General features: G+C 63.5%; 24 protein-coding genes. 10 read left to right on the top strand and 14 right to left on the bottom strand.

From position 1 onward, the window contains the following. Positions 1-79: 79 nt before the first annotated feature. Positions 80-592 carry a dihydrofolate reductase gene (locus ACSSVC_RS01915; protein WP_346633268.1) on the top strand — a complete coding sequence of 171 codons (513 nt, stop codon included), beginning with the start codon at positions 80-82 and terminating at the stop codon, positions 590-592. A 56-nt stretch (positions 593-648) separates the two neighbouring features. On the opposite strand, the gene ACSSVC_RS01910 is transcribed toward ACSSVC_RS01915, so the two are convergent. Next, entirely contained in the window at positions 649-2,040 is a 1,392-nt protein-coding gene (locus tag ACSSVC_RS01910) for an L-cystine transporter (RefSeq protein ID WP_404937854.1), read from the bottom strand. Between the two features lie 240 nt (positions 2,041-2,280). Between ACSSVC_RS01910 and ACSSVC_RS01905 the strand changes: the two genes are divergently transcribed. The 4 genes from ACSSVC_RS01905 to ACSSVC_RS01890 all read left to right on the top strand — a co-directional run bounded on the left by ACSSVC_RS01905 (position 2,281) and on the right by ACSSVC_RS01890 (position 7,472). Continuing rightward, positions 2,281-3,336: an HAD family hydrolase gene (locus ACSSVC_RS01905; RefSeq protein WP_402892729.1), complete on the top strand. Its 1,056-nt coding sequence runs from the start codon at positions 2,281-2,283 to the stop codon at positions 3,334-3,336. A gap of 384 nt (positions 3,337-3,720) precedes the next feature. Beyond that, positions 3,721-5,121: an MBOAT family O-acyltransferase gene (locus tag ACSSVC_RS01900; protein ID WP_446439371.1), complete on the top strand. Its 1,401-nt coding sequence runs from the start codon at positions 3,721-3,723 to the stop codon at positions 5,119-5,121. Continuing rightward, entirely contained in the window at positions 5,108-6,247 is a 1,140-nt protein-coding gene (locus tag ACSSVC_RS01895; protein WP_346633264.1) for an SGNH/GDSL hydrolase family protein, read from the top strand. The genes ACSSVC_RS01900 and ACSSVC_RS01895 overlap by 14 nt, the downstream gene beginning before the upstream one ends. 1 nt (position 6,248) lies before the next feature. Continuing rightward, positions 6,249-7,472, top strand: coding sequence for an SGNH/GDSL hydrolase family protein (locus tag ACSSVC_RS01890; RefSeq protein WP_346633263.1), 1,224 nt, complete (start codon positions 6,249-6,251; stop codon positions 7,470-7,472). Positions 7,473-7,623: 151 nt separating this feature from the next. On the opposite strand, the gene ilvD is transcribed toward ACSSVC_RS01890, so the two are convergent. After that, positions 7,624-9,465, bottom strand: coding sequence for a dihydroxy-acid dehydratase (ilvD, locus tag ACSSVC_RS01885; protein WP_346633262.1), 1,842 nt, complete (start codon positions 9,463-9,465; stop codon positions 7,624-7,626). 313 nt (positions 9,466-9,778) lie between these two features. On the opposite strand from ilvD, the gene ACSSVC_RS01880 reads away from it, so the two are divergent. Beyond that, a complete protein-coding gene (locus ACSSVC_RS01880; RefSeq protein ID WP_346633261.1) occupies positions 9,779-10,345 on the top strand; it encodes a hypothetical protein in 567 nt (188 codons plus the stop codon). Here ACSSVC_RS01880 and ACSSVC_RS01875 read toward each other — a convergent pair. Both ACSSVC_RS01875 and ACSSVC_RS01870 read right to left on the bottom strand, forming a co-directional pair. Next, the gene (locus tag ACSSVC_RS01875; RefSeq protein WP_346633260.1) at positions 10,327-11,520 is read right to left on the bottom strand and encodes an MFS transporter; all 1,194 of its coding nucleotides are present in this window, start codon (positions 11,518-11,520) and stop codon (positions 10,327-10,329) included. The genes ACSSVC_RS01880 and ACSSVC_RS01875 overlap by 19 nt on opposite strands. A gap of 112 nt (positions 11,521-11,632) precedes the next feature. Continuing rightward, positions 11,633-12,829 carry a class I SAM-dependent rRNA methyltransferase gene (locus ACSSVC_RS01870; RefSeq protein WP_346633259.1) on the bottom strand — a complete coding sequence of 399 codons (1,197 nt, stop codon included), beginning with the start codon at positions 12,827-12,829 and terminating at the stop codon, positions 11,633-11,635. 227 nt (positions 12,830-13,056) lie between these two features. Here ACSSVC_RS01870 and ACSSVC_RS01865 point away from each other — a divergent pair, with 227 nt between their 5' ends. Next, positions 13,057-13,869, top strand: a complete 813-nt coding sequence (locus ACSSVC_RS01865) for an HDOD domain-containing protein (RefSeq protein ID WP_185073746.1) — start codon at positions 13,057-13,059, stop codon at positions 13,867-13,869. Positions 13,870-13,902: 33 nt separating this feature from the next. Beyond that, the gene (gene mutM, locus ACSSVC_RS01860; RefSeq protein WP_346633258.1) at positions 13,903-14,715 is read left to right on the top strand and encodes a bifunctional DNA-formamidopyrimidine glycosylase/DNA-(apurinic or apyrimidinic site) lyase; all 813 of its coding nucleotides are present in this window, start codon (positions 13,903-13,905) and stop codon (positions 14,713-14,715) included. 63 nt (positions 14,716-14,778) lie between these two features. On the opposite strand, the gene ACSSVC_RS01855 is transcribed toward mutM, so the two are convergent. The 5 genes from ACSSVC_RS01855 to ACSSVC_RS01835 all read right to left on the bottom strand — a co-directional run bounded on the left by ACSSVC_RS01855 (position 14,779) and on the right by ACSSVC_RS01835 (position 19,414). Continuing rightward, the gene (locus ACSSVC_RS01855) at positions 14,779-15,030 is read right to left on the bottom strand and encodes a YfhL family 4Fe-4S dicluster ferredoxin (RefSeq protein ID WP_011064042.1); all 252 of its coding nucleotides are present in this window, start codon (positions 15,028-15,030) and stop codon (positions 14,779-14,781) included. Between the two features lie 134 nt (positions 15,031-15,164). Continuing rightward, a complete protein-coding gene (gene coaD, locus ACSSVC_RS01850; protein ID WP_003195136.1) occupies positions 15,165-15,644 on the bottom strand; it encodes a pantetheine-phosphate adenylyltransferase in 480 nt (159 codons plus the stop codon). A 115-nt stretch (positions 15,645-15,759) separates the two neighbouring features. Then, entirely contained in the window at positions 15,760-17,355 is a 1,596-nt protein-coding gene (locus ACSSVC_RS01845) for a GMC family oxidoreductase (protein WP_492611941.1), read from the bottom strand. A 45-nt stretch (positions 17,356-17,400) separates the two neighbouring features. After that, positions 17,401-17,946 (bottom strand): twin-arginine translocation pathway signal protein, encoded by a 546-nt coding sequence (locus ACSSVC_RS01840; RefSeq protein ID WP_346633256.1) that lies wholly within the window; start codon positions 17,944-17,946, stop codon positions 17,401-17,403. Positions 17,947-17,983: 37 nt separating this feature from the next. Beyond that, entirely contained in the window at positions 17,984-19,414 is a 1,431-nt protein-coding gene (locus ACSSVC_RS01835) for a coniferyl aldehyde dehydrogenase (RefSeq protein ID WP_346633255.1), read from the bottom strand. Between the two features lie 145 nt (positions 19,415-19,559). Here ACSSVC_RS01835 and ACSSVC_RS01830 point away from each other — a divergent pair, with 145 nt between their 5' ends. Together ACSSVC_RS01830 and ACSSVC_RS01825 are read left to right on the top strand one after the other, a co-directional pair. Then, the gene (locus ACSSVC_RS01830) at positions 19,560-20,231 is read left to right on the top strand and encodes a TetR/AcrR family transcriptional regulator (RefSeq protein WP_161758648.1); all 672 of its coding nucleotides are present in this window, start codon (positions 19,560-19,562) and stop codon (positions 20,229-20,231) included. 33 nt (positions 20,232-20,264) lie between these two features. Next, positions 20,265-21,119, top strand: a complete 855-nt coding sequence (locus ACSSVC_RS01825; protein WP_492611940.1) for a sulfurtransferase — start codon at positions 20,265-20,267, stop codon at positions 21,117-21,119. Between the two features lie 103 nt (positions 21,120-21,222). On the opposite strand, the gene ACSSVC_RS01820 is transcribed toward ACSSVC_RS01825, so the two are convergent. From ACSSVC_RS01820 to ACSSVC_RS01800, 5 genes are all read right to left on the bottom strand, one after another. Beyond that, on the bottom strand, positions 21,223-22,053 hold the full coding sequence (locus ACSSVC_RS01820) for an AraC family transcriptional regulator (RefSeq protein ID WP_492611939.1): 831 nt from the start codon (positions 22,051-22,053) through the stop codon (positions 21,223-21,225). Next, positions 22,046-23,047, bottom strand: a complete 1,002-nt coding sequence (locus ACSSVC_RS01815; protein WP_346633252.1) for a hydrolase — start codon at positions 23,045-23,047, stop codon at positions 22,046-22,048. The genes ACSSVC_RS01820 and ACSSVC_RS01815 overlap by 8 nt, the downstream gene beginning before the upstream one ends. A gap of 74 nt (positions 23,048-23,121) precedes the next feature. Further along, complete coding sequence (gene rsmD, locus ACSSVC_RS01810) at positions 23,122-23,742, bottom strand: 16S rRNA (guanine(966)-N(2))-methyltransferase RsmD (RefSeq protein ID WP_404937849.1); 621 nt, start codon at positions 23,740-23,742, stop codon at positions 23,122-23,124. Further along, positions 23,742-25,232, bottom strand: a complete 1,491-nt coding sequence (locus tag ACSSVC_RS01805) for a M16 family metallopeptidase (RefSeq protein WP_404937848.1) — start codon at positions 25,230-25,232, stop codon at positions 23,742-23,744. The genes rsmD and ACSSVC_RS01805 overlap by 1 nt, the downstream gene beginning before the upstream one ends. Then, the gene (locus ACSSVC_RS01800) at positions 25,225-26,580 is read right to left on the bottom strand and encodes a M16 family metallopeptidase (RefSeq protein WP_346633249.1); all 1,356 of its coding nucleotides are present in this window, start codon (positions 26,578-26,580) and stop codon (positions 25,225-25,227) included. Before ACSSVC_RS01800 ends, ACSSVC_RS01805 begins: the two co-directional genes overlap by 8 nt. Positions 26,581-26,905 lie beyond the last annotated feature (325 nt).

The following is a 26,905-nucleotide window of genomic DNA, read 5'->3' as shown; positions in this document are numbered from 1 at the left end:
AAAAGTGCGCTGAGCATAACTGCTGCAGCGGCGGTCGGGTGAAGTTGCCAGGCTTGGGCCCTCTGGTATCCTCGCCGGCATGAAAAAATCTCTCCCTCTCAGCCTGATCGCGGCCCTCGGTGAAAACCGCGTGATCGGCGTCGACAACAGCATGCCCTGGCACCTGCCGGGGGATTTCAAATACTTCAAGGCCACGACCCTGGGCAAGCCGATCATCATGGGGCGCAAAACCTGGGATTCCCTGGGCCGGCCCTTGCCGGGGCGGTTGAACATCGTGGTCAGTCGTCAGACCGATCTGGTGCTCGAAGGTGCCGAGGTCTATCCGTCTTTGGCGGCCGCGGTAGCGCGGGCCGAGGAGTGGGCTCTGGAGCAGGGGGCCGACGAGCTGATGCTGATTGGCGGCGCGCAGCTCTATAGCCAAGGCCTGGAGCAGGCGGATCGCCTGTATCTGACGCGGGTGGCATTGAGCCCGGAAGGCGATGCCTGGTTTCCAGCGTTCGATCTGGACCAATGGCAGTTGGTGTCGGATGTGCCGAATCCGCCGGAAGGGGATAAGCCGGCGTACAGCTTCGAGGTGTGGGAGAAGCGTTAAGCGCTTCGCCGGCAAGTCGGCCCCCGTAGGAGGGGGCTTGCCGGCGAAGAGGTCAATCAAGCCTGAGCCAGTTCCTCGTGCTCATCGGCGTCCAGCAATGCTTTGTCGGTTTGCTGCATCACCTGGCTGGTGATGGCGCCGGCCGTCATCGAACCGCTGACGTTCAGCGCGGTGCGGCCCATGTCGATCAGCGGCTCCACGGAAATCAGCAACGCCACCAACGACACCGGCAGGCCCATGGCCGGCAGCACGATCAGCGCGGCGAAGGTCGCGCCGCCACCCACGCCGGCCACACCCGCGGAACTCAAGGTCACGATGGCCACCAGGGTGGCGATCCACAGCGGGTCCAGCGGGTTGATGCCCACGGTGGGGGCAACCATCACCGCCAGCATGGCCGGGTACAGGCCGGCGCAGCCGTTCTGGCCGATGGTGGCGCCGAACGAGGCGGCGAAGCTGGCAATGGACTGGGGAATGCCCAGGCGCCGGGTCTGGGCTTCGATGCTCAGGGGAATGCTCGCGGCGCTGGAGCGGCTGGTGAAGGCGAAGGTCAGCACCGGCCAGACCTTGCGGAAGAAGCGCAGCGGGTTGATCCCGGCCAGGGCTACCAGCAGGCCGTGGACCACGAACATCAGGCCCAGGCCGAGGTAGGACACCACCACGAAACTGCCGAGCTTGATGATGTCCTGCAGGTTGGAACCGGCCACCACCTTGGTCATCAGCGCCAGCACGCCGTACGGGGTCAGTTTCATCACCAGGCGCACCAGACGCATCACCCAGGCTTGCAAGGTGTCGATGGCGTTGAGCACTTTCTGCCCTTTGTCGGCGTCATCCTTGAGCAATTGCAGCGCCGCTACCCCGAGGAAGGCGGCGAAGATCACCACGCTGATGATCGAGGTCGGCTTGGCCCGGGCCAGGTCGGCGAAAGGGTTCTGTGGGATGAACGACAGCAGCAACTGCGGCACGTTGAGGTCGGCAACCTTGCCCGCGTAATCGCTCTGGATCACTTGCAGGCGCGCCATTTCCTGGGTGCCGGCCACCAGCCCTTCGGCCGTCAGGCCGAACAGGTTGGTCAGGCCGATGCCCACCAGCGCCGCGATGGCGGTGGTGAACAGCAGGGTGCCGATGGTCAGGAAGCTGATCTTGCCCAGGGACGAGGCGTTGTGCAGGCGGGCCACGGCGCTGAGGATCGAGGCGAACACCAGGGGGATCACGATCATCTGCAGCAACTGCACGTAGCCATTGCCCACCAGGTCGAACCAGCTGATGGAGGCCTTGAGCACCGGGTTGCCGGCGCCGTAGAGGCTGTGCAGGGCGATGCCGAAGACCACGCCCAGCACCAGGGCCAGGAGGACCTTCTTGGCCAGGCTCCAGGTGGTGTGGCGGGTTTGTGCCAGGCCCAGCAGCAGGGCCAGGAACACCAGCAGGTTGAGGATCAGCGGCAGATTCATTGGGGCTCCGATAAGACTTGTGTCAATCGCGGCTCAGGGCGATTGCGAACCGGCAAGCCTAACAGCTTGAAATCTATTGAATTAATAACGATATCGCATGGCAACTGTCGTTTTTGGAATAAGCCGCTGACGCTCAGGCGCATGCGGTTGGCGCTCTCGGGACGCAAGCGGTCGCGTAGAGACGAGAACTGTCACAGGGATTTGTTAGCGTCGAACCTTTCACTCAGGGAGAAACCGCAGATGAAGTTCGCGCCGAAATTTCTAGCCGTTGCACTCTGCCTGGGCCTTGCCGGCCAGGCCTTCGCCACCGAGTTGAAGCACTGGCCGCAGGAGCAGGCCAAGCAACTGGACGCGATGATCGCGGCCAACGCCAACAAGGGTAACTTCGCGGTGTTCGACATGGACAACACCAGTTACCGCTACGATCTGGAAGAGTCCCTGTTGCCCTACATGGAAAACAAGGGGCTGATCACCCGCGAGACCCTCGACCCGTCGCTGAAACTGATTCCGTTCAAGGACACCGCCGAGCACAAGGAAAGCCTGTTCAGCTACTACTATCGCCTTTGCGAAATCGACGACATGGTCTGCTACCCCTGGGTGGCCCAGGTGTTCTCCGGCTTCACCCTCAAGGAGCTCAAGGGCTACGTCGACGAGCTGATGGCGTCCGGCAAGCCGGTGCCGAGCACTTATTACGACGGTGACGTGGTCAAGACCATCGAGGTCAACCCGCCCAAGGTCTTCACCGGCCAGACCGAGCTGTACAACAAACTGATGGAGAACGGCATCGAGGTCTATGTGATGACCGCCGCCTCCGAAGAGCTGGTGCGCATGGTCGCCTCCGATCCCAAGTACGGCTACAACGTCAAGCCGCAGAACGTGATTGGCGTGACCACCCTGCTCAAGGACCGCAAGACTGGCGCCCTGACCACCGCGCGTAAACAGATCACCGACGGCAAGTACGACGAGAAGGCCAACCTTGGTCTGGAGCTGACGCCTTACCTGTGGACCCCGGCCACTTGGATGGCGGGCAAGCACGCGGCGATCCTGACTTACATCGACGAGTGGAAGAAGCCGGTGCTGGTGGGTGGCGACACACCGACCAGCGACGGCTACATGCTGTTTCATGATGTGGACGTGGCCAAGGGTGGCATCCACCTGTGGATCAACCGCAAGGACAAGTACATGACCCAGCTCAACGGCATGATGGCCAAGCACGCCGCGGCCCAGGCCAAGGAAGGCCTGCCGGTGACGGCGGACAAGAACTGGGTCATCGTCAAACCCGAAGACATCCAGTAACCCGGCCCGCTGCACCGCCCCTCTGTAGGAGCCGGCTTGCCGGCGAACAGTCCTTTGGATCTGGCGTCGCCCTTGTGGACGCCTTCGCTGGCAAGCCAGCTCCTACGGTAAACCGGTCCGCCAAGCCGCCCTCATCCGTAGGCGTCGGCTTGCCGGCGAACAGGCCCTTGGATCTGGCGTCGCCCTTGTGGACGCTTTCGCTGGCAAGCCAGCTCCTACAAGGGGTGTCTGTCGTTCGGTGCGGAGCTGGCGTCCGCTATAGGCGGAGAATGTTTCAACTTGTGACTGCCGAAGCCCCTCTGCCATAATCGCGCCCGTTTCCACTCCTCCTGCCTGCTCTCCCTGTGCCGGGTTTGTCCCCGTCTGCACGTAATGGACTACGTTGTGAGCTATCTCTCGATCGAATTCGGCCTCTGCTTCATCCTGTTCTTCATTCTGTATTGGGGCCTGGGCTTCAGTCTGCGTCTGCAGAACGGCCTGCTGCTGGCCGCCAGCTACGCGATCCTCGCCAGCTTCAGCCTGAACTTCCTCTACATCCTGCTGGGCTACACGGCCCTGGTGTATCTGCTCGGTCTGTTGAGCCAGCGTTATCCCGGGCGGGGCTGGGTCAATGGCCTGATGTTGCTGCTGGTGCTCGGGGCTTTTTACCTGTTCAAGTACCAGGACTTCTTCACCAGCACGGTGCAGAGCGCCTTCGCCCAGTTTGGTGTGGAAGTGTCGCTACCGTTGCTGGAGGTGCTGTTGCCGGTGGGGCTGTCGTTCTATGCCTTCCACTCGGTCAGCTACCTGGTGTCGATCAACCGTCGCGAGCTGACGCCGGGCTCGCCCTTTGACCTGGCGCTGTACCTGGCGTTTTTCCCCAGCCTGATTGCCGGTCCCGTGAACCGGGCGATCCCCATGCTGGAACAGATCAACCCGCCGCAGTTGCGTCAGGTGCTGGAGCCGCAACGGGCCCTGGGCCTGATCGCCGTGGCGGTGGTCAAACTGTTCTTCCTCAGCTCCTGGCTGGCCAATGAATGGGTCGACCCGGTGTTCGACAGCCCGGTGGCCTTCTCGGCCGAGCAGATCCTGCGGGCGGTGTACGGCTATTCGTTCCTGATCTACTTCAACTTCAGCGGCTACACCGATCTGGTGACCGGTATCGCCCTGTTGCTGGGCTTTCGCCTGCCGTTGAACTTCAACTACCCCTATGCGGCGCGCAACCTCAAGGAGTTCTGGGGACGCTGGCACATCAGCCTGTCGACCTTTATCCGTGACTACGTGTATATCCCGCTGGGGGGCAACCGGGGGCCGGTGTGGCGCGGCAACCTGAACATGCTGCTGGCGATGCTGATCTCCGGCTTGTGGCACGGCGCCAGCGCCAACTTCATTATCTGGGGCGCGCTGCATGGCGTTGGCCTGGCGCTGTACAAACTGTGCAGCCCGTTGCTGGCCCGGGGGCCGAGCTGGATCGGCGCGGATCTGATGGCTCGCCTGCTGACCTTCCACTACGTGGCCTTTGCCTGGATCTTCTTCCGCTGCGCGACCTTGTCCGACGCCATGGACATGCTCAGTGGCCTGGGCGGCCTGTCCTTCAGCGGCCTGGCCGGCAGCGCCTTGAGCCTGTTGGGCTGCCTGTTGTTCGTCGCCTTCTACCCACGGATCGTGGCGCTGCTGCGCCGCCTGTTCGATGCGGCCACCGGCTTGCCGTGGCTGTTCTATCCAGTGCCGTTGGGGCTGTTCATCTGCGTGGTTATCTTCGCCTCACCGTCGGGCGTGCCGGGGTTCATCTATGCCAGTTTCTAACCGTTCGCCCTTGTCGGTCAGCTTCGGCAGCGCAGCCAAGGTGTTCTATGCCCTGGTGGTGACCAGCCTGTTGCTGGTGTGGTTCAACCAGCAGTCGATCCGTCTCTACTGCCAGCAGAAGTACCACGATGACTGCGAGATTCCGGGACTTTCGCAGAACCCGCAGTGGCGTTTTGGCGCGCAGCTCAACCAGGCCCTGGAAAATGCCCGGGTGGCCTTTGTCGGCAGCTTTGCCGCAACCGCCGACCTGAGCCTGGTGGCCCAGGCTGAAGCGGCCGCGGACGAAGAGCCTGCGCCGTTGCCGAAGGTCGCGGCCGCGCCAGAGCACCCGCCGCTGAGCACCGCTCACGCGGCCCCGGTCCATGTGGCTCCCCAGGCCCCGGTCCCGGTGCATCCGCAGCCAGTGGCCGTGGCTCCCGTGGTCAGCCATCCCCCCCAGGTCGAGCAGGGGCACGCGGCGCCGCTGATGGCCAGCCTGGCCACTGGGGATGAGGTGTTCTTCGTCGGTGATTCCCTGATGCAGGGCGTGGCGCCGCACATGGCCAACACCTTGCGCAAACGCTACAACGTCAAGAGCCTGAACCTCAGCAAGCAGAGCACCGGCCTTGCCTATCCAAGCTTCTTCAACTGGCCCAAGACCGTTGAGAGCACCTTGGCCAGCAATCCGAACATTCGCCTGATGGTGATCTTCCTGGGGCCCAACGATCCGTGGGACATGCCGGTGGTCAAGGGCAAGCCGTTCCTGCGCTTCAAGACCCCGGACTGGGAGGAAGCCTATCGCCAGCGCATCGATTCGATCCTCGACACCGCCCAGGCCCACAATGTGCAAGTGATCTGGGTCGGCCCGCCGAACATGGAGAAGCCCAAGCTGTCTACGGCCATGGCTTACCTGAGCGACCTGTACAAGAGCCAGATCGAGCAGTATCACCAGCATTTCGTTTCGGCCAACGAGATCCTTGGCTACCAGAGCGACGAATTTTCCTATTACCGCACCACCGGCGATGGCAAGAAGGTCAAGACCCGGGTCGACGACGGTATTCATTTCACCACCACTGGGCAGAAGCTGATCGCTGAGCGTGTGATCTCGCTGATCAACTTTCCCAGTCAACAATTGACGGAGCACTGATATGGGGCGACTGCAAGGCATTGCGCTGTTGCTGGGCATCACCTTGCTGAGCAGTTGCAGCCCGACCACCGAGGTCCAGGCCACACCGGCCTCGGCCCTGGCCAGGTCCGGAACCGGAGCGAAGAAGGTCGTGACCACTGGCAGCGACCCGAACCTGGCGTTGCTGGCACGCAAGTTCAGCACCTCCAACCGCACCCCCATCAACATTGTGCAACTGGGGGATTCCCACACCGCTGCCGACCTGTTCAGCGGTGAGGTGCGACGCCTGCTGCAAGCGCAGTACGGCGATGGCGGCATTGGTTTCGTGGCGGCAACACCGGTGCCCGGCACTCGCTATGAACGGGTGATCCTCGGGGCGGCCAAGCGTCAGTGGTCCCTGGTGTCGGCGCGTAACCAGCAGAGCACGCAGTTTCCCCTGGGGGGCTACCTGTCGCTGCCGATGACGCCGGGGGCTCGGGTGCATATCGCCGAGCGCCAGCCGAGCAACCAGCAGTACCGCATTTCCGCTCTGTACCAGGCGTCCAGCAACAACACCCTGACCGCCCGGGACAACCTCAACAAGAGCAGTCGCATGCTGGCCGCTACCGGTGGACAGTGGCGTTTCAGTCCGCCGTTCAACAACCTGACCCTGCCGCTGGACTTTAACGTGGCCAACAACCAGGGCCTGGCCCTGGGCGGCTGGAACATCCTCGGGCAGAAGAGTGCCGGGGTGATCTACTCCTCCCTGGGCATCAATGGCGCACGCCTGGATGTGCTGGACAAGTGGCAGCCCGGCTGGCTGGAAACCCTCAAGGCCCTGCGCCCGGACATGGTGGTGCTGGCCTACGGCACCAACGAGGCGTTCGATGACGATCTGGATCTGCAGCTGTACCGCAGTCAGTTGCAGGAAAAAGTCACGCTGCTGCGCAAGAACCTGCCCAAGACCGTGATCCTGCTGGTGGGGCCGCCGGACTCCATCAAGCGCCGCAATGCCGGGAGTTGTGCGGCATCGCAGCCGCAGCCGCTGCGGCAGATCGTGCAGATCCAGAAGGACGTGGCGAAGAACAGCCGCACGCTGTTCTGGGACTGGCAGGCGTTCATGGGCGGGGATTGTTCGATCAGCAAATGGCAGGGCAGCGACCTGGCGCGTAACGACCTGGTGCACCTGACCGCTGATGGCTATCGCAAGAGTGCCGATGGCCTGTACCGCTTCCTGCGCGGGCAGTTGGGCGAACGCATGCCCTGAGCCCCCGGCCACCGGCTTCAACGGTGGCGGCGCCACCACCCCGAATGCTGCTGTAGGAGCTGGCTGGCCAGCGAAGGCATCCGCAAGGGCGACGCAAGGCCAAAAAAATGCCCCGCACTTGGCGGGGCATTTTCATTTCAGGGCAATGCGATCAGAGGCCGTCGAGCATGGCCTTGTTGCGCACCGCACCCTTGTCGGCGCTGGTGGCCAGCAGGGCGTAGGCTTTCAGTGCCGTGGTCACCTTGCGTGGGCGTGCCTCCACCGGTTTCCAGCCTTTCTTGTCCTGCTCGACACGGCGGGCTGCCAGTTCCTCGTCGCTGACCAACAGGTTGATCGAGCGGTTGGGGATGTCGATCAGGACCTTGTCGCCGTCCTGCACCAGACCAATGGCGCCGCCGGCTGCCGCTTCTGGTGAGGCGTGGCCGATGGACAGGCCCGAAGTGCCGCCGGAGAAGCGGCCGTCGGTGAGCAGCGCGCAGTCTTTGCCCAGGCCCTTGGATTTCAGGTAGGACGTCGGATAGAGCATTTCCTGCATGCCCGGGCCGCCTTTCGGACCTTCGTAACGAATGATCACGATGTCGCCTGCTTTCACTTCGTCAGCGAGGATGCCGCGCACGGCGCTGTCCTGGCTTTCGAAGATCTTGGCGTTACCTTCGAAGACGTGGATCGACTCGTCGACACCGGCGGTCTTCACCACGCAGCCGTCCAGGGCGATGTTGCCGTAGAGCACGGCCAGGCCGCCTTCCTTGGAATAGGCATGTTCGACGCTGCGGATGCAGCCGTTTTCACGGTCGTCGTCGAGGCTGTCCCAACGGGTCGACTGGCTGAAGGCGGTCTGGGTCGGGATGCCCGCCGGGCCGGCCTTGAAGAAGTGATGCACGGCTTCGTCCGTGGTCTGGGTGATGTCCCACTGGGCGATGCCCTCGGCCATGGTCTTGCTGTGTACGGTGGGCAGGTCGGTGTGCAGCAGGCCGCCACGGGCCAATTCGCCGAGGATGCTGAAGATACCGCCGGCGCGGTGCACGTCTTCCATGTGGTACTTCTGGATGTTCGGCGCCACTTTGCACAGCTGTGGCACGTGGCGCGACAGGCGATCGATGTCCCGCAGGTCGAAGTCGATCTCGGCTTCCTGGGCAGCGGCCAAGAGGTGCAGGATGGTGTTGGTGGAACCGCCCATGGCGATGTCCAGGGTCATGGCGTTCTCGAACGCCTTGAAGTTGGCGATGTTGCGCGGCAGTACCGACTCGTCGTTGTCGCCGTAGTAGCGCTGGCACAACTCGACGATGGTGCGTCCGGCCCGCAGGAACAGTTCCTCACGGTCGCTGTGGGTGGCCAGGGTCGAACCGTTGCCCGGCAGGGCCAGGCCCAGAGCTTCGGTCAGGCAGTTCATGGAGTTGGCGGTGAACATGCCGGAGCACGAACCACAGGTCGGGCAGGCGCTGCGCTCGTACTCGGCAACCTTCTCGTCAGAAGCGCTGGAGTCGGCGGCGATGACCATGGCGTCCACCAGGTCCAGGCCGTGGCTGGCGAGCTTGGTCTTGCCGGCTTCCATCGGGCCGCCGGAGACGAAGATCACCGGGATGTTCAGGCGCAGGGCGGCCATCAGCATGCCGGGGGTGATCTTGTCGCAGTTGGAAATGCACACGATGGCGTCGGCGCAGTGGGCGTTGACCATGTATTCCACGGAGTCGGCGATGATCTCGCGGCTCGGCAGCGAATACAGCATGCCGTCGTGGCCCATGGCGATGCCGTCGTCCACGGCGATGGTGTTGAATTCCTTGGCCACGCCACCGGCGCGTTCGATCTCACGGGCGACCAGCTGGCCCAGGTCCTTCAGGTGCACGTGCCCCGGGACGAACTGGGTGAAGGAGTTGGCAATGGCAATGATCGGCTTCTTGAAGTCGTCATCTTTCATCCCCGTGGCGCGCCACAGTGCGCGGGCGCCGGCCATGTTGCGGCCGTGGGTGGATGTTTTCGAGCGGTAATCAGGCATGGAGCACTCCGGGCGGCTAATCAGGGAACAAATGGGGAGTGAGCTTCTATTGACCTCGGGAACACTCAGAAATGGCCGTGTGTCCGAAAGCTGCCGATGACGTCGCGGGATCGCCGCGCGCCTCAGCCTGAGCTCATAAACCCGCCGGGGGATGACTGGCGATGAATTTGCCGATTCTACACCGCTGGCGTCAGGAAGGAATGCCGTGGCCGCTCTGTGGCGTGCGATTGCCTGGATCTGACAGGGAGGCTGCCAGCCTGGCCGCTCCTGGTTTAGACTCGCCGCCCCTCGATCCCCTTCCAATGGAGCTGGAATGTCCGCGAACATGCGATCCCTGAGGTTCTACCTGGGCACTGGCCTGCTGCAGGGTCTGCTGCTGATGTGGCTGGTGCTCTACAGCGACTGGCCGGGCAGTGCCATGGCCGTGGTGGGCGCCGCGCTGCTGACGGGCGGCGGGTTCGTGCAACTGCTGGCCGGGCAACGCCGCCAGTGGCGCACCTGGCGAGCCGCCTTGCTGCTCGCCTTCGCGGCTGCGGTGCTGGTGCAGGCCTGCAGTGAATTGCCCTCCACCCGTGGGGTGATCTACAGCGTGGTGGTGCTCCTGCTGCTGATGACGCTGCTCAGCGCCACTTGGCTGCCGGGACGTGACGGTTTTAAACGACGGCTGTTGGGTGACGGAGCCTGGATGCTGGTGGCCCTTTCCGCTGCGTGGCTGGTGCAGGCGTTGTTCGATTTCTGGACCCACGAACACCATCTGGACCCCTTCAAGAGCGGGTTCCTGTCCTTGCGCTACTTCACCGGGCCACCCTTGGCATTCTCCTTTGTCCTGTACCTCAGGGATTTGTGCCGTTTGCGCGATCTTCAGACGCAAGCGCCCTGATAACGACGGTTGACCAGGCTGTTCAGGCCCAGGGCGGCAGCACTCAGCAGCAGAAAGCACAGGCCCAGCGCCGTCACCAGGTTGCTGCTGCTCAGGTTGATGAAGCCACTGATCAGGCCGCCACTGATAAAGATGATCATGTTGCCCGCCGAAGCCGAGGTTCCTGCGTTCTGCGGAAAAATGCCCATGGCCCGCGAGGTTGCCACCGGGCGGGTGATGGTGGTGCCGGCGGTGCAGATGATCATCGGCACCAGGACCGTGGCGACGGACCGCTCGAACGGCTGCAACAACAGCATCAGCAGGCCGGACAGGGCGATCAGCCCCAGGCCGGTGACGATCTGGGTGCTGGCTTGCAGGTAACGGTTCATCACCCCGGCGCCGATGCCGCCCAATACGTAGGCGGCTCCATACAGCAGCAGTGCCAGCGAGTACTGGTAGGGCGAGAGCTGCAACTGCTCCATGAAAATGATCGGTGAAACGACGATGAACGAGAAATGGCAGGCGAAGGCCAGTGCCGAGATCAGCCAGTAGCCGACGAACGACAGGTCGGCAAACACCAGCCGGTAGGCCGTGAAGATATTCCGCTGACGTGCCGCCGCCGTGCCTGGGGTGTTCTCCAGCAGGAAGCAGGCCTTGAGGATGACCAACAGGCTGAGGCCGACAAATACCTCGAAGCTGCCCTGCCAGCCCAGGTGGGCCTGCAGCCAGGTGCCTAACAGCGGTGACAGGGAAATGAAGAGACCGCTGGCGGTGACCATGGCGATGCGCAAGCGCTCCTGCTGCTTGCCGACGAACATGTCCTGCACCAGTGCCTGGGACAGCACGAAGCAGCCACAGCCGACTGCCTGGACCACGCGAAACAGCAGAAACCAGCTGTACTCACTGGCGGTCATGCAACCGAGCGCCCCGGCGATGGCCACGCTCATGCCTGCCAGTAGCAGCTTCTTTCGCCCTAGGGTGTCTGACAGCGGTCCGACCACCAACAGGGAAAATGACAAGCCAATGGCGAACAGGCTGATGGACAGCGCGATATCGACGCTGGAGGTCTGGAAGCGTTCGGCCAGGGCGGGAAAGGAGGGGAGGATGACGTCCAGCGGGAAAACCCCGAGCAGGGTCATGGTCAGCAGCAGGATGATCGCTGATGTCTTTTTCGCGGTGGCGGGGGAGTGGCCCATGGTGCGGCGTCTCGGTCCTTGAGAGGGGCCGAGAATCCAGTCGTGGCGTTGCAAAGTCAATCGGTGGCGCTGGCCATTCCCGCGCAGGGCGGGAATGGCCGTCGGCCCGGGCTCAGCTGTTGGGCAGCAGGCGGCAGGTGATGCTCTTGATGTAGCGGGTTTCCGGGATGGCTGGGTGCACCGGGTGATCCGGGCCCTGGCCGCCGCGTTCCAGCAGTTGGATATTGCGGTCCAGGTGGCGGGCACTGGTCAGCAGGATGTTCTGCAGGTCGTCCTCGGGCAAGTGCATCGAGCATGAGGCGCTGACCAGGATGCCGTCCTTGTTGAGCAGGCGCATGGCTTGCTCGTTCAGGCGGCGGTAGGCGCCTTCGCCGTTCTTCAGGTCTTTCTTGCGTTTGATGAAGGCGGGTGGGTCGGCAACGATCACGTCGAAGCGCTCTTCACTGGCTTTCAGCTCTTTCAGGGCTTCGAAGACATCGCCTTCGATGCAGGTCATTTTCTCGGCGAAACCGTTCAGCGCCGCGTTGCGCTCCACGCCATCAAGGGCGAAGGCCGAGGCATCGACGCAGAACACTTCACTGGCGCCGAACGCCGCGGCTTGCACACCCCAGCCGCCGATGTAGCTGTACAGGTCCAGCACGCGCTTGCCCTTGGCGTAAGGCGCCAGGCGGGCGCGGTTCATGCGGTGGTCGTAGAACCAGCCGGTTTTCTGGCCCTGGATCACCGGGGCTTCGAACTTCACGCCGTTCTCTTCCAGAGCAACCCACTCCGGTACCAGGCCGAACACGGTTTCGACGTAGCGGCTCAGGCCTTCGGCGTCACGGGCGGCGGAGTCGTTCTTGAACAGGATGCCGCTGGGCTTGAGCACCTGAGTCAGGGCCGCAATCACGTCGTCCTTGTGGGTTTCCATGGTCGCCGAGGCGATCTGTACCACCAGGATGTCGCCAAAACGGTCGACCACCAGGCCCGGCAGCAGGTCGGAGTCGCCGTAGACCAGGCGGTAGAACGGCTTGTCGAACAGCCGCTCGCGCAGGGACAGGGCCACGTTCAGGCGGTGCACCAGCAGCGACTTGTCCAGGGCCAGCTTGGCGTCCCGGGACAGCAGGCGGGCGCAGATCAGGTTGTTCGGGCTCATGGCAACCACGCCCAGAGGCTTGCCGCCGGCGGCTTCCAGTACCGCCTGGTCGCCTGCCTTGAAGCCGTGCAGAGGGGTGGCGGCTACATCGATTTCGTTGCTGTAGACCCACAGGTGGCCGGCGCGCAGGCGGCGATCGGCGTTGGCTTTGAGGCGCAGGCTTGGCAGGGACATGACGTCGCTCCGGAAAAAAGGGCGCGATTATACCCCTTCGCGGGGCCCAAGCGATGGCCAATGGACCTGCGGCCAGGGCCGTGTAACCAAGTCGCGGGGTAAAGTTCCTGTCCGTTCGCCCAACATTGTGTGGTTAGGGGTTAGAATCGCCGCCTCAGCCAGAGTGTGTACTTATGTCCCAAGAGCTATCAGCCGAACAGATTCAACAGGCCCTGCAAGGCATCAGCGTGCCGCCTCAACCGCAAATCATGGTGGATTTGCAGATGGAGCAGTACATGCCCGACCCCGACCTGGAAGTGATTGCCAAGCTGATATCCCAGGACCCGGGCCTGTCCGGCGCACTGCTGAAGATCGTCAACTCGCCGTATTACGGCCTGAGCAACAAGATCGCCTCGATCCAGCGCGCGGTGAATCTCTTGGGCAGCCGCTCGATCATCAATCTGATCAACGCGCAGTCGATCAAGGGCGAGATGAGTGACGAAACCATCGTCACCCTCAACCGCTTCTGGGACACCGCCCAGGATGTGGCCATGACCTGCCTGACCCTGGCCAAGCGCACCGGCTCCCAGGCGGTGGATGAAGCCTATGCCCTGGGGCTGTTCCACGACTGCGGCGTGCCGCTGATGCTCAAGCGTTTCCCCGACTACATGACCGTGCTGGAAGAGGCCTATGGCAGCGCCGGGCCGGAGCAGCGGGTGGTGGACACGGAAAACCGTGCCTTCAATACCAACCACGCGGTGGTGGGTTACTACACCGCCAAGTCCTGGCGCTTGCCGGAACATGTGACCAATGCCATCGCCAATCACCACAATGCCCTGGCGATCTTCAGCGACGAGTCCTCGCGCAACAGCCAACTGAAGAATCTGCTGGCGATCCTGAAGATGGCCGAGCACATCTGCGCGTCCTACCGGGTCCTGGGCAACCAGGTGGAAGATCACGAGTGGAACAGCATTGGCCATCTGGTTCTCGATTACGTCGGTCTGTCGGATTACGACTTCGAGAACCTCAAGGAAACCGTGCGCGAGCTGGGCGCACACTGATCGTTCATTTCGTGATGATTGCCAGGGGCGGATATGCCTGAATTACCTGAAGTCGAAACCACCCGGCGCGGGATCGCACCGCACCTGGAAGGCCAGAAGGTCAGTCGGGTCATCGTCCGTGACCGGCGTTTGCGCTGGCCGATCCCCGAGGATCTGGATGTGCGCCTGTCCGGGCAGCGCATCGTCCAGGTGGATCGTCGGGCCAAGTACCTGCTGATCAATGCCGAAGTCGGCACCCTCATCAGTCATCTGGGCATGTCGGGCAATCTGCGCCTGGTGGAAATTGGCCTGCCGGCGGCCAAGCACGAACATGTGGATATCGAACTGGAGTCGGGCCTGGCCCTGCGCTACACCGACCCGCGGCGGTTTGGCGCCATGCTCTGGAGCCTGGACCCGTTGAATCACGAGCTGCTGGCGCGCCTGGGACCGGAACCGTTGACCGACCTGTTCGATGGTGAGCGCCTGTTCCAGCTGTCCCGGGGACGTTCCATGGCGGTCAAGCCGTTCATCATGGACAACGCGGTGGTAGTGGGGGTGGGCAATATCTATGCGACCGAGGCGTTGTTCGCCGCGGGCATCGATCCGCGTCGTGAAGCCAAGGGCATTTCCCGGGCCCGCTATCTGCAGCTGGCGATCGAGATCAAACGCATCCTGGCGGCGGCCATCGAGCGCGGTGGCACCACCCTGCGCGATTTTATCGGCGGCGACGGTCAGCCTGGGTACTTCCAGCAGGAGCTGTTCGTCTACGGACGTGGCGGGGAGCACTGCAAGGTCTGCGGCACGGGGCTGCGGGAAATCAAGCTGGGCCAGCGGGCCAGCGTCTATTGCCCACGTTGCCAGAGCTGAGAAGCTTCGCCGGCAAGCCGGCTCCTACAGGTGTTTGTGGGAGCCGAAAGGGCGTCATATCACTCAAGCCTTGCCGGTGATCTTCCGGTACTTGGCCATCAACTCTTCTTCGGTTTCCGGACGCGCTTCGTCCAGTGGAATGCAATCCACCGGGCACACCTGTTGGCACTGTGGCTCGTCGTAGTGGCCGACGCACTGGGTGCACAGGTTCGGATCGATCACGTAGATCTCCTCGCCTTGAGAAATGGCCGCGTTGGGGCACTCGGGTTCGCAGACGTCGCAGTTGATGCAATCGTCGGTGATGATCAGGGACATGGGGGACTCCGGCCTGGGCGGCAGGCCCTGGCATGTAAAAACGAATGCGCGCAATTGTGCCGTATTGACGCCCGCAGTGCACGCGGGCGCGATGGCTGACGCCTGGCAAGGGCCCCTCTGCGGGGCCGCACGGCTTATTTCTTGAAGCGCAGGGTCAGTGCATCGGCGACGGCCGGATGGACGAACTTGGTGATATCACCGCCCAGGGCCGCGATTTCACGAACCAGCGTCGAGGAAATGAACGAGTAGCGCTCCGACGGAGTCAGGAACAGGCTTTCCACGTCCGGCGCCAGTTGGCGGTTCATGTTGGCCAGCTGGAACTCGTATTCAAAGTCCGAAACCGCTCGCAGGCCCCGCAGAAAGACATTGGCGTTCTGCTCCTTGGCAAAGTGCGCCAGTAGGGTGGAGAAGCCGACGACTTCAACGTTGGGCAGGTGCTTGGTCACCTCTTGCGCCAGTTCCACGCGTTGTTCCAGGGGGAACAGCGGGTTTTTCTTGGGGCTGGCAGCAACGGCGATGATCACGTGGTCGAACAGCCGCGAGGCGCGCTCGACCAGATCGCCGTGGCCCTTGGTAATAGGGTCGAAGGTACCTGGGTACAACACTCGGTTCATCGCGTCGTCCTGGCGGGAATCCGTTGGGGAGTCGGATGGTATCGCAGCCTTCCCGGTCGGCCAAGTCGCCTTTTAGGGAAGAAAGCACTATAGACGACGAAAATACACCGCTTTTTCACGCCGTTTTCAAGCGCTCCGCCAGGGCCGTGGCCAGTTGCGCCGTCAGGCCGTAGACCGACAGCTGTGGGTTGGCACCGATGCTGGTGGGAAACAACGAGCCGTCGTGGATCGACAGATTGCGCAGTTGATGGTGACGCCCGAGGCTGTCGGCCACGGCGTTCTTCGGGTCTTCGCCCATGGCGCAGCCGCCCATCACGTGGGCGCTGCCCAGGCGGGTGCGGTACAGCGCCAGGTCCAGGCCGTCGATCTGCGAGCGGACTTCATTCAGGGTCTTGGCGAAGCGGGCGTCGCTGTGCAGCGGCTTGACCGCCTTGGCGCCGCCGGCGAACTGGATCTCCGCCATGCTGTGGAAGGCCCGGCGCAGGCCGTCCCAGGCGTAGGGCGAGACCTGATAGTCGAGCGCCGGTGTGCCGTCGCTCCGCAGTTCGACGTTGCCGCCAGTGCTGTCGGGATGGAAGCCGTCCCGCAACAGGGCCAGCATGGCGTGGGTGTGGGGCAGTTGCTCCATGGACAACCCGCTCTGCGGCCCGAAACCGCCTAGCAGGGTACTGGCCAGGGCCGGTTGCAGGGGCGGCACTTCGAGTTTGTAGGACATCTTGCCGGTGGTGCCGTCCTGCCACTGGAAGTGGTCGGAGTAGATCGACTGGGGGGCGCCGTAGAACGGGTTGATCACCTCGTCGAACTGGCCGGCGGAGAAGTTTACCAAGTGCAGGAAGGTCCGCTTGCCCAGGCGCGAATGCGGGTCCGGGGCATCGGAGCGCAGCAGCAGGGCCGGACTGTTGATGCCGCCGCCAGCCAGCACGTAATGCTTGGCCTTGACGGTGATGGTTCGTCCCGTGGGCGCCACGCAACGGGCATCCATGGCCACACATTGCAGGCTGCTGACCTGGTCATCCTTGAGCTGCAGGCGATTGGCCCGGGCCAGGTACAGCAGCTCGCCGCCTTTCTCCAGGGTCGCCGGAATGGTGGTCACCAGCATCGATTGCTTAGCGTTGGTGGGGCAGCCCAGGCCGCAATAGCCCAGGTTCCAGCAGCCGCGGACGTTGCGCGGAATCACATGCCAGCTGTAGCCCAGGGCTTCGCAGCCCTTGCGGATCACGTCGTTGTTGGCATTGGGTGGCATGACCCAGGGCGCGACCCCCAGGCGCTGCTCCATCTTCTCGAACCAGGGCGCCATCTCGGCTGAGCTGTGGCCCACCACCCCGTGTTCCCGGGCCCAGTGTTCCAGGGTCGGGTCGGGAGTGCGGAAGCTCGATGTCCAGTTGATCAGCGTGGTGCCGCCCACGGCGCGGCCCTGGAGGATGGTGATGGCGCCGTCCTTGCTCATGCGCCCGATGCCTTCCTGATACAGGCTGGTATAGGCCTGGTCCTCCAGCATCTTGAAATCGTCGCTGGTCTTGAGCGGGCCTTCCTCGATCAGCAGCACCTTGTAGCCGGCGGCGCTGAGGATTTCGGCGGTGGTGCCACCCCCGGCACCGCTGCCGATGATGGCGACATCGGCTTCCAGGGTCAGGTCCTGCTCCAGCTGCGAGCCGTTGTAGGTTTTCCAGCCACGCTTCAGGCCTTCGCGGAACAGATCAGGTACGGGCATATTCGGTGCTCTCTTATTATGGATGGTGCGCCGGGACGAGTCGGATCAGACCTTGGGCGGCCCGGGGTAGCCGCAGTGGGCCCAGGATTCGGGGCGGGTGTACCAGGCCATCATCACCAGTTGCAGCAACGAGGCATGGCCCATGCGCAGCAGGGCCAGGAAGCTGTTTTCCCAGCGGCTGAGGAAGTTGCGGATGGCCTCGGCGCTGGCGTTTTCCCAACTGCCCCAGATCCCCGTCAGCGGGCCGCGGGTGACTGCCATGCCCAGCACATCGAACAACTGCTGGGTGAGCTTGAACATTTCCGGTGACAGGTGATTGAGGGCGTTGTCCAGGTTGGCCAGGGTGCCGTCGATGGCGGCGGGCATCTTGTCCGCCGCCACGGCGCCTTCAAGCATCACCGGGATCAGCGCCCGCAAAAACGGCAGGTCATTGCTGCGCAACAGGGTAAAACCGCTGGCGGGCGTGCTGGCGGAGCAACCGCTGAGGCTCGCGCCCAGCCCTGCGGTGGCCAGGAAAGCACTGGCGCAAAGGCTGATTTTCAGCAGGCCGCGCCGTGACAGCGCGGGTGTTTCAGACAGGCTAGGGGTCATTGTTGTTATTACCCGGCGATGTACTGGTTGAGGTTCTTTAGCGGATGAACAGCTTTTGAATGAGCTTCTGGATCGACTTGCCGTACGGCGGATAGATCAGGCGAGCTGCATTGAAGCGCTGCTTGATGAACACCCCCTTGGCCTTGCTGAAGGTCAGGAAGCCTTCATGCCCGTGGTAGTGACCCATGCCGGAAGGGCCGACGCCACCGAACGGCAGGTCATCCTGGGCCACATGCAGCAGGGTGTCGTTGAGGCACACGCCGCCGGAGTGGGTTTCGTTGAGTACCCGCTGCTGTTCGGACTTGTCGTAACCGAAGTAGTACAAGGCCAGGGGGCGCGGACGCTGGGTGATGTAGGCGAGGGCCTGGTCCAGGGTCTTGTAGGGCACGATGGGCAGGATCGGGCCGAAGATCTCGTCCTGCATCACGGTCATTTCGTCGGTGACATTCAATAGCAGGCTGTGGCCCAGGCGCCGCTCCTGGCTCTGTTCGAACAGCGACACCAACAGCGCGCCCTTGCTGGTGGCATCACTCAGGTAGCCGTTGAGCCGCGTCAGCTGGCGCTGGTTGATGATCGCGGTGTAGTCGGGGTTGTCCGCCAGGGTTGGGAAGAAACCGCGCACCACCTGGCGATAGGCTTCGACAAAGGCGCCGATTCGATCTTCAGGTACCAGCACGTAGTCTGGGGCGACGCAGGTCTGCCCGGCGTTCAGGGTCTTGCCGAAGGCGATACGTTCGGCAGCGTCCTTGAGGGGCACGGTGTGGGACACGATGGCCGGGGACTTGCCTCCCAGCTCAAGGGTCACCGGGGTCAGGTTCTCTGCCGCTGCGCGCATCACGTGCTTGCCAATACTGGTGGCGCCGGTGAACAGCAGATGGTCGAAACGCAGCTTGGAGAAGGCCATGCCCACTTCGGCTTCGCCCAGCACCACGCACACCAGATCCTCGGGGAACACCCGGGCCAGCAATTGTTTGAGCAACTGGCCGGTGGCCGGGGTGGATTCACTGAGCTTGAGCATCACCCGGTTGCCGGCGGCCAGGGCCCCTACCAACGGCCCCATGCACAGGTACAGCGGGTAGTTCCACGGCACGATGACGCCCACCACCCCCAGCGGCTGATAGACCACCTTGGCCGAGGCCGGCTGGAAGGCCAGGCCCACGGCGCGGCGAGAGGGCTTCATCCATTTTTTCAGGTGCTTGCTGGCGTAGTGGATGCCATGCAGGCTGGGCATCAGCTCGGCCAGCAGGGTTTCATCGGCGCTGCGGTTGCTGAAGTCCTGGCTGATGGCGTCGATCAGCGCCTGGCGTTCGGTGTCGAGCAGATTCTGCAGCGATTTGAGCCATTGTTGGCGTTGTGCGGCCGGTGGCATGGGATTGGCGGCGAAGGCCCGGCGCTGGGCCTCGAACAGCTCATGCAGCTCGTCCTGTTGCTCAAGGGAATCCTGCAGGTAAGCGATTTCGGCAGACATGGACGGGCTCCGGTTTTTATAGGGTGGCTAGTTTTTTAGAGCTTATGCTCTAAATTGTCAAATACCATCCGGTGCCGGTCGCGATTTATCCTCAGGGGGATAGAACGTAAGATGCACCTCAGCCTTCTGATTAAAGCCCACGCCCATGGCCCCACGCATAAAAACCCGTGAACGCATCGTTCAGTTCAGTCTTGAGCTGTTTAACCAACAGGGCGAGCGCAACGTCAGTACCAACCATATTGCGGCGCACATGGAGATTTCTCCGGGCAACCTGTACTACCACTTCCCCAACAAGCAGGCGATCATCGCCGTGCTGTTCGCCGAGTACGAGAGCCTGGTGGACAGCTTCCTGCGCCCACCCCCCGGGCGTGCGGTCACCGTGGAAGACAAGCGCTATTACCTGCAGGCGCTGCTGGCGGCCATGTGGCGCTATCGCTTCCTGCACCGCGACCTGGAGCACCTGCTGGACAGCGACGCCGAACTGGCGGCCCGCTACCGGCGCTTCTCCCAGCGCTGCCTGATCCAGGGCATGGCCATTTACGGGCGCTTCGTCGAGGCCGGGATCGTCGCCATGGACAAGGTGCAGATCGAGTCCCTGACCCTCAATGCCTGGATCATCCTCACGTCCTGGGTGCGCTTTCTGTGCACCACCCGGGAGAGCTCCACCCACCTGAGCGAGGAAGCCATCAAGCGCGGCGTCTATCAAGTGCTGGTGCTGGAAGCCGGTTTTGTCACCGACCAGGCCCGGGAAGCGGTCAACGGCCTGTTCGAAGAGTTTTACGTGCCCCTGGCCCAAGCCCTGGAAGAAGTGCAGTAGGATCAACCTCCGACTTATTCACAGGAGCCCGCTATGTCCCTCGCGCAGTTGATCAGCCCGCTTGCCCTGGACCAGAAGAAACAGCAGCCCGGTCTGGTGATTCTGGATTGTCGCTTTGCTCCGGAAGACCCGGATTACGGCCAGCGCAGTTACGCCGACGGGCATATCGCCGGGGCGCATTTCGCCGATCTGAACCGGGATCTGAGCGCGCCGGTGATCAAGGGCGTGACCGGCCGGCATCCGTTGCCGGAGCCGGCGCAGTTGGTGCTGCGCCTGCAGGCCTGGGGCATCGATAACGACAGCGAGATCGTGCTCTATGACGACGGCCCCGGCTCCTACGCCGCTCGCGCCTGGTGGTTGTTGGCCTGGTTGGGCAAGCGTGATGGCGTATTCATTCTCGATGGTGGCCTGAAAGCCTGGCATGCCGCCGGCCTGCCCCTGAGTCTGGATGCTCCGGCCGGCGTTCCCGGACACTTCAACGGTCAACCCGACCACAGTCTGTTGCTGGATGCCGAGCATTTGCGCAAGCGCCTGGGCCAGGCAGACCTGACCCTGCTGGATGCTCGTGGCCTGCCGCGTTTCCGTGGCGACGTGGAGCCCATCGATCCGGTGGCCGGGCATATTCCCGGTGCCCAATGTGCGGCATTCACCGACAACCTGGGCGAGGACGGGCACTTCCTTGCGGCCGACCAACTCAAGCAGCGTTTCGCGCAAAAGCTCGCCGGGCGCTCCCCGGAGCACTTGGTGGCTTACTGCGGCTCTGGCGTCACCGCCTGCCACAACCTGTTCGCCCTGTGCCTGGCCGGCTACCCCCTGGCGCGGTTGTACGCGGGTTCGTGGAGCGAATGGATCACCGATCCCCAACGGCCTGTCGCCACTGGCGACTGACGGGCAGCACTCTGCCGGCCTCTTCGTTGGCAAGCCAGCTCCTAGGGCCTGCAGGGCCACGCCGACCTGTAGGAGCGAGCTTGCTTGCGAAAGCCGCGCCGCCCTACAGAAGAACGGCGCTGCGGTAAGCCGCCGGCGCCACCCCATACACCTGCTTGAACTGCCGGCTGAGATGGCTTTGGTCGGCAAACCCCAACTGCGTCGCCACTTCCAGCGGCAGGCAGCCGTCGCGCAGCAAGGCGCGGGCCTTGGCAATGCGCTGCTGCATCAGCCAGGTGTGGGGCGGAATTCCGGTAGCCCGGCGAAACACCCGGGCAAAGTGGAACGGCGACAGGTTCACTGTCGCCGCCAACTCCTCCAACGACGGTGGCGCCGTCAACTGCGAGCGCAGCAATTCCTTGGCCTGCACAATCGCCCGGTGCTCTTGCCCGGGTTCGCCCAGCGCCCGGACCCCGGCATGACGCTGTAGCAGCAACAGCAGCATTTCCCGCCACTGGGTCTGTTGTTGCAGGGCGGTGGCCGGGCTTTCCAGCAGGTGGTGCAGGCGGGCAAAACCCTGCACCAGATCCGGGTCCCGATACAGGGTGGCGCCAAAGGCCGGCAGGCTGCCGCTGGGCAGTTCCAGTTCATCCAGCAAGCCGAGAATCTGCCGGTTGTCCGGGTAAAAGGCCCGATACAGCCAGCCGTCTTCGACGCCCTTGGCCCCGGTGTGCAATTCATCCGGGTTGATCAGCACCAGGGTGCCGCTGCCCGCCAGGTGCTCGGCCCCGCGATAGCGGTAGCGCTGGGCGCCGGCCATGATCATGCCGATCACGTAACCCTCGTGCACGTGGGGCACGAAGCGTTGTTCGATATAACGCGCGGCCAGCAATTCGACCCCGGCCAGGGGCGCGGTCTGCCAGAAGCGGATCGACTCCCGGGCGGACTTATCCATGGCGGCCCAGGCCGGTCAGCCATTGCGGAATGCGTTGTTCCAGGTAGTAGCTCGGGTGTTTCAGAGAGCCCCCGACAAAGCCCACGTGACCGCCTTTGGCCTGCAGTTCGAATTGGGTGCTGGCGGACAGTTCGCCGGCCTCGGGCAGGCTGTGGGGGAACACAAAGGGATCGTCCGCGGCCTGGATGATCAGGGTCGGGGTGCGGATCTCGCCGAGGAAATAGCGACTGGAAGCACGGCGGTAGTAGTCCTGGGCATCGGCAAAGCCATGCAGCGGCGCGGTGACCCGGCCATCGAAGTCCCAGAAGGTGCGCATCTTGGTCAGGGGGCCCAGTTGCGCCAGGGTCGCCAGGCCTTCATGGCGGCCGTCGTGCTGGAACTGGCGTTGCTTGTTCTTGATGTAGGCCAGCATCTCGCGCATGAAGTGGGCCTGATAGACCTTGGAGAACCCCTGGCCAATGCGGTCGGCGCACTGGTCCAGGCGAAACGGCACCGACACTGCCGTGGCCCCTTGCAGCGGGCTGGCGCTGCCGCTTTCCCCCAGGTACTTGAGCAGCACATTGCCCCCCAGGGAGTAGCCCACCGCGTACAGCGGTGCCTGGGGGCGCTGGGCTCGCAGATGGGCAATGGTCGAAGCCAGGTCTTCGCTGGCGCCGGAGTGGTAGCTGCGGGGCAGCAGGTTGGGTTCGCCGGAGCAGCCGCGCCAGTTCAGCGCCGCGCTGGCCCAGCCCTGGCTGGCCAGGGCCTGTTGCAGGCCGGCCACATAAGGTGAGTTGGAAGAACCGGTCAGCCCATGCAGCACCAGCACCAGTGGGGCCTCGGCGCTATGGGGGCCGTGCCAGTCAAGATCGAGAAAGTCGCCGTCATCCAGCCATAGACGCTCGCGCTGGCGCTCAAGGTGGGTAGTCGGGCGCCACAGCGGGCCCCACAGCGTCTGCAGGTGCGGGTTGCCAAGGCCGAAGGCGGGGGTGAAACGATCAGGTGAGTTGGGCACGGGGTGGGTCTCGATGCGGCGCAGCGCAGCCCGGGCGGGCTGCGCTCCTTGTTCCGGCCGAGCGTAAACAGGTTCTACGCGGGGCTGTCTGCCATACGTTGCCACAAGGAGTAATACACCTGCCCGGATTTTTGTTCACGGTGCAGGCGCCAGCTCCCGGGCAGGCCCAGGGTCGACGGTGCGGTTTCGCTTTCGGTGTAGATCCAGGCGTCGTCCGCCAGCCAGCCGCGCTCTTCCAGCAAAGCGCAGGCAGCGGGCAGCAGGTTCTGGTTGAACGGTGGGTCGAGGAACGCCAGGTCGAACGGCGTCGCCGGCTGGGTTTCCAGATAGCGCAGGGCGTCGGCGGTCTGCGCCTGGCCCACCGTGCAACGCAGGGTGCCCAGGTGCTCGCGCAGGCTGGAGATCGCCACGCTGCTGCTGTCCAGGGCCAGCCCCGTGGCGGCGCCACGGGACAGGGCTTCGAGGAACACTGCACCGCTGCCAGCGAACAGGTCGAGGACCTTGGCCCCGGCCACATAGGGCGCCAACCAGTTGAACAGGGTTTCACGCACCCGGTCGGGGGTCGGGCGCAACCCCGGCAGGTCGGGGAAGCTCAGCTTACGGCTGCGCCATTCGCCGCCGATGATGCGCAGCTGGCCCACGCCATTGTGCTGGTTGTGGACGGGCTTCTTGCTGGGACGGGCTGGACGGGCCATTAATGCTCCGGAACCCCGAGCGGCTGCTCGGCGGGTTTGTCAGTGGGGGGCGGCAACGGCTTTTGCGCGACGGTCGGGCCGGCGCTGACGATGACCATCTTGTCGACGCCGAGGTGCTTGTTCATGGCGGCCTTGACCTGTTCCACCGTCAGTTCCTGGGATTGACGCATGAAGTCTTCCAGGTAGCTCAACGGCAGATTATAGAAGCCCATGGCGCCCAGCTGGCCGACGATATCGGCGTTGCTGGCGGTGGACAGCGGGAAGCTGCCGGCCAGTTCGCGCTTGGCGTCGTCCAGCTCCTTTTGGGTCGGGCCGTTCTTCAGGTAGTCGGCAAACACGTCCTGCACCAGCTTCAGGGTGCCTTCGCTCATTTCCGCGCGGGTCTGCAGGTTGATCATGAACGGGCCGCGGGCCTGCATCGGGGAGAAGCCCGAGTAGACGCCGTAGGTCAGGCCGCGCTTCTCGCGGACTTCGCTCATCAGCCGGGTGCCGAAACCGCCACCGCCGAGGATCTGGTTGCCCAGGGACACGGCGGCGTAGTCCGGATCGTCACGGTCGATCCCCAGTTGCGCCAGCATCAGGTTGGTCTGGCTCGATGGGAACTCGATATGGCCGATGCTGGCCTTGGGTTCAGTGGGTTGCTCGATCTTCGCCAGGGCCGGGCCTTTGGGCAGGGCGGCGGAGACTTGTGCGGCAATCGCCTCGGCGTCGCTGCGGGACAGGTCGCCCACCAGAGCGATCACCACATTACCGGCGGTATAGGCCTTGGCGTGGAATGCTTGCAGTTGCGCCAGGCTAATGCTCGGAACGCTCTTGGCATTGCCTTCGCTGGCATGCGCGTAGGGATGGCTGCCGTACAGGCGCTGCATCAGCTCCAGGCTGGCCAGCTTGCCAGGGTTCTGCTTCTGGTACTCGAAACCGGCGAGCAACTGGTTCTTGATCCGCGCCAGGGAGTCGGCAGGGAAGGTTGGCTTGCCCACCACTTCGGCGAACAGCTTCAGGGCCGGTTCGCGTTTATCCACAGCGCTGAGGCTGCGCAGCGAGACCACGGCCATGTCTTTGTAGGCGCCGTTGCCGATATCCGCGCCCAGGCTTTCAAAGCCCCGAGCGATGGCGCCAACATCCTTGCCGGGCACACCTTCGTTGAGCATGGCGTTGGTCAGCAGGGCCAGGCCGGAAGTGTTGCCGTCCTGGCTGCTGCCGGCGGCGAAGATCAGGCGCATGTCGAACATCGGCAGCTCGCGGGCTTCGACGAACAGCACCTTGGCGCCTTCGGCAGTGCTCCAGGTCTGCACATTGAGGTTGCGGTGGCTGGGAGCCTTGCCATCCAGCTCGGCCAGGGACTGCAGCTTCTGGCTGGTCTTGGCGTTGTCCAGGGCCTGGCTGGCATTGCTCTCGCCGGAGCGCGACAGGTACAGGCCGCCGGCGGTGAGCAGGGCGACCAGGGCCAGGCCCAGCAGGACCGGTGAAGCATTCTTGCGCTTACTCATGAGCGGACTCCTCAGGCAGTACATGGGCCACGCTCATACGCTCCCGGGTGAAATAGGTGCGGGCGGCTTTCTGGATGTCTTCCGGGGTCACGCTTTGCAGTTCCGCAAGCTCGGTGTCCATCAACTTCCACGACAGGCCGACGGTTTCCAGCTGGCCGATGGCGCTGGCCTGGCTGGTGATCGAGTCACGCTCGTAGACCAGCCCGGCAATCACTTGGGCTCGGACCCGCTCCAGTTCCTCGGCGGACGGCGGGGTGGTCTTCAGCTGGTCCAGCAGGCGCCACAGCCCGGCCTCGGCCTGGGCGATGGTTTTCTTCTTCTGGCTGTTGGGGGTGGCCGAGAGCATGAACAGGCTGTCGCCCCGGCTGTAGGCGTCGTAGCTGCTCGAGCCGTTGGACAGCAACTCTTCGCCGCGCTCCAGCTGGGTCGGGATGCGGGCACTGTAGCCGCCGTCCAGCAGGGCCGAGGCCAGGCGCAGGGCGTTGACCGAACGCTTGTCTTCAGCCGTGGCGATGCTCGGCACGTTGAAGGCCAGCATCAGGCTCGGGAGTTGGGTCTTCACGTGCAGGGTGATCAGGCGCTCGCCGGGTTCGGCCAGCTCCAGGGGGATCTTCGCCGGTGGCACGTCGCGTTTGGGGATGGCGCCGAAGTAGCGCTGGGCCAGGGTCTTGACCTCATCCGGGGTGACGTCGCCCACCACCACCAGGGTGGCGTTGTTCGGCACGTACCAGGCTTGGTACCAGTGGCGCAGTTCCTCGACCTTCATCCGGTTCAGGTCGGCCATCCAGCCGATGGTCGGCGTGTGGTAGCCGCTGGCGGGGTAGGCCATGGCCTTGAAACGCTCATAGGCCTTGGACATCGGCTTGTCGTCGGTGCGCAGGCGGCGTTCTTCCTTGATCACTTCGATCTCGCGGGTGAACTCGTCGGCCGGCAGGCGCAGGCTGGCCATGCGATCGGCTTCCAGCTCCAGGGCCACGCCCAGGCGGTCCCGTGCCAGGACTTGGTAATAAGCGGTGAAGTCGTCGCTGGTGAAGGCGTTCTCTTCGGCGCCCAGGTCCCGCAGGATCAGGGAGGCTTCGCCCGGGCCGACCTTCTCGCTGCCCTTGAACATCATGTGTTCCAGGGCGTGGGACAAACCGGTCTGGCCCGGGGTTTCGTAGCTGGAGCCGACCTTGTACCAGACCTGGGACACCACTACCGGTGCACGATGGTCTTCGCGGACCACCACTTTGAGGCCGTTGTCGAGGGTGAATTCGTGGGTGGGTTGCGGGTCGGCAGCCAGGGCTGCAAGGGGCAGACAAACTGTGCTGAGCAGCAGGCCTGCGGCGCGGCGGGCTAGAGCATTCATTCGTTTTTAAACCTGTTGGGCTGCCCGCGTGTTCTTAGCGTCAGCGGGCGAGGAGGTGCTAGGATACTGATCCGTTTTACTGGCGGCCACGCCTATCAGGCTTGCACGGATCAGAGTGTGCTTGAGCAGGTTGTATGAGTTACCGGCAAAAAGCCTTGATTTGTCAGCTAAACTTCGACTTTTCGCCGATTTTGCCGTTCCAGTCCTTAAGTAAAATCGATCCTTGAAGTGCTTTTGGGCATTTCGACAACATGTTGCGCGTGAACAAGCTGGATGAAACACAGTCTGTTCTGCATCGAATATTTATTTACCGAAGCGCCCACTG

The sequence above is a fragment of the Pseudomonas sp. E1BtOHC1 genome, assembly GCF_058744285.1.
This window is presented reverse-complemented; position numbering and strand designations above follow the sequence as displayed.

Coding starts and splice junctions, on each gene's coding strand:
- ACSSVC_RS01915 (WP_346633268.1), top strand. CDS start 80: ATGAAAAAATCTCTCCCTCTCAGCCTGATCGCGGCCCTCGGTGAAAAC.
- ACSSVC_RS01910 (WP_404937854.1), bottom strand. CDS start 2,040: ATGAATCTGCCGCTGATCCTCAACCTGCTGGTGTTCCTGGCCCTGCTG.
- ACSSVC_RS01905 (WP_402892729.1), top strand. CDS start 2,281: ATGAAGTTCGCGCCGAAATTTCTAGCCGTTGCACTCTGCCTGGGCCTT.
- ACSSVC_RS01895 (WP_346633264.1), top strand. CDS start 5,108: ATGCCAGTTTCTAACCGTTCGCCCTTGTCGGTCAGCTTCGGCAGCGCA.
- ACSSVC_RS01890 (WP_346633263.1), top strand. CDS start 6,249: ATGGGGCGACTGCAAGGCATTGCGCTGTTGCTGGGCATCACCTTGCTG.
- ilvD (WP_346633262.1), bottom strand. CDS start 9,465: ATGCCTGATTACCGCTCGAAAACATCCACCCACGGCCGCAACATGGCC.
- ACSSVC_RS01880 (WP_346633261.1), top strand. CDS start 9,779: ATGTCCGCGAACATGCGATCCCTGAGGTTCTACCTGGGCACTGGCCTG.
- ACSSVC_RS01875 (WP_346633260.1), bottom strand. CDS start 11,520: ATGGGCCACTCCCCCGCCACCGCGAAAAAGACATCAGCGATCATCCTG.
- ACSSVC_RS01870 (WP_346633259.1), bottom strand. CDS start 12,829: ATGTCCCTGCCAAGCCTGCGCCTCAAAGCCAACGCCGATCGCCGCCTG.
- mutM (WP_346633258.1), top strand. CDS start 13,903: ATGCCTGAATTACCTGAAGTCGAAACCACCCGGCGCGGGATCGCACCG.
- ACSSVC_RS01855 (WP_011064042.1), bottom strand. CDS start 15,030: ATGTCCCTGATCATCACCGACGATTGCATCAACTGCGACGTCTGCGAA.
- coaD (WP_003195136.1), bottom strand. CDS start 15,644: ATGAACCGAGTGTTGTACCCAGGTACCTTCGACCCTATTACCAAGGGC.
- ACSSVC_RS01845 (WP_492611941.1), bottom strand. CDS start 17,355: ATGCCCGTACCTGATCTGTTCCGCGAAGGCCTGAAGCGTGGCTGGAAA.
- ACSSVC_RS01840 (WP_346633256.1), bottom strand. CDS start 17,946: ATGACCCCTAGCCTGTCTGAAACACCCGCGCTGTCACGGCGCGGCCTG.
- ACSSVC_RS01835 (WP_346633255.1), bottom strand. CDS start 19,414: ATGTCTGCCGAAATCGCTTACCTGCAGGATTCCCTTGAGCAACAGGAC.
- ACSSVC_RS01830 (WP_161758648.1), top strand. CDS start 19,560: ATGGCCCCACGCATAAAAACCCGTGAACGCATCGTTCAGTTCAGTCTT.
- ACSSVC_RS01825 (WP_492611940.1), top strand. CDS start 20,265: ATGTCCCTCGCGCAGTTGATCAGCCCGCTTGCCCTGGACCAGAAGAAA.
- ACSSVC_RS01820 (WP_492611939.1), bottom strand. CDS start 22,053: ATGGATAAGTCCGCCCGGGAGTCGATCCGCTTCTGGCAGACCGCGCCC.
- rsmD (WP_404937849.1), bottom strand. CDS start 23,742: ATGGCCCGTCCAGCCCGTCCCAGCAAGAAGCCCGTCCACAACCAGCAC.
- ACSSVC_RS01805 (WP_404937848.1), bottom strand. CDS start 25,232: ATGAGTAAGCGCAAGAATGCTTCACCGGTCCTGCTGGGCCTGGCCCTG.
- ACSSVC_RS01800 (WP_346633249.1), bottom strand. CDS start 26,580: ATGAATGCTCTAGCCCGCCGCGCCGCAGGCCTGCTGCTCAGCACAGTT.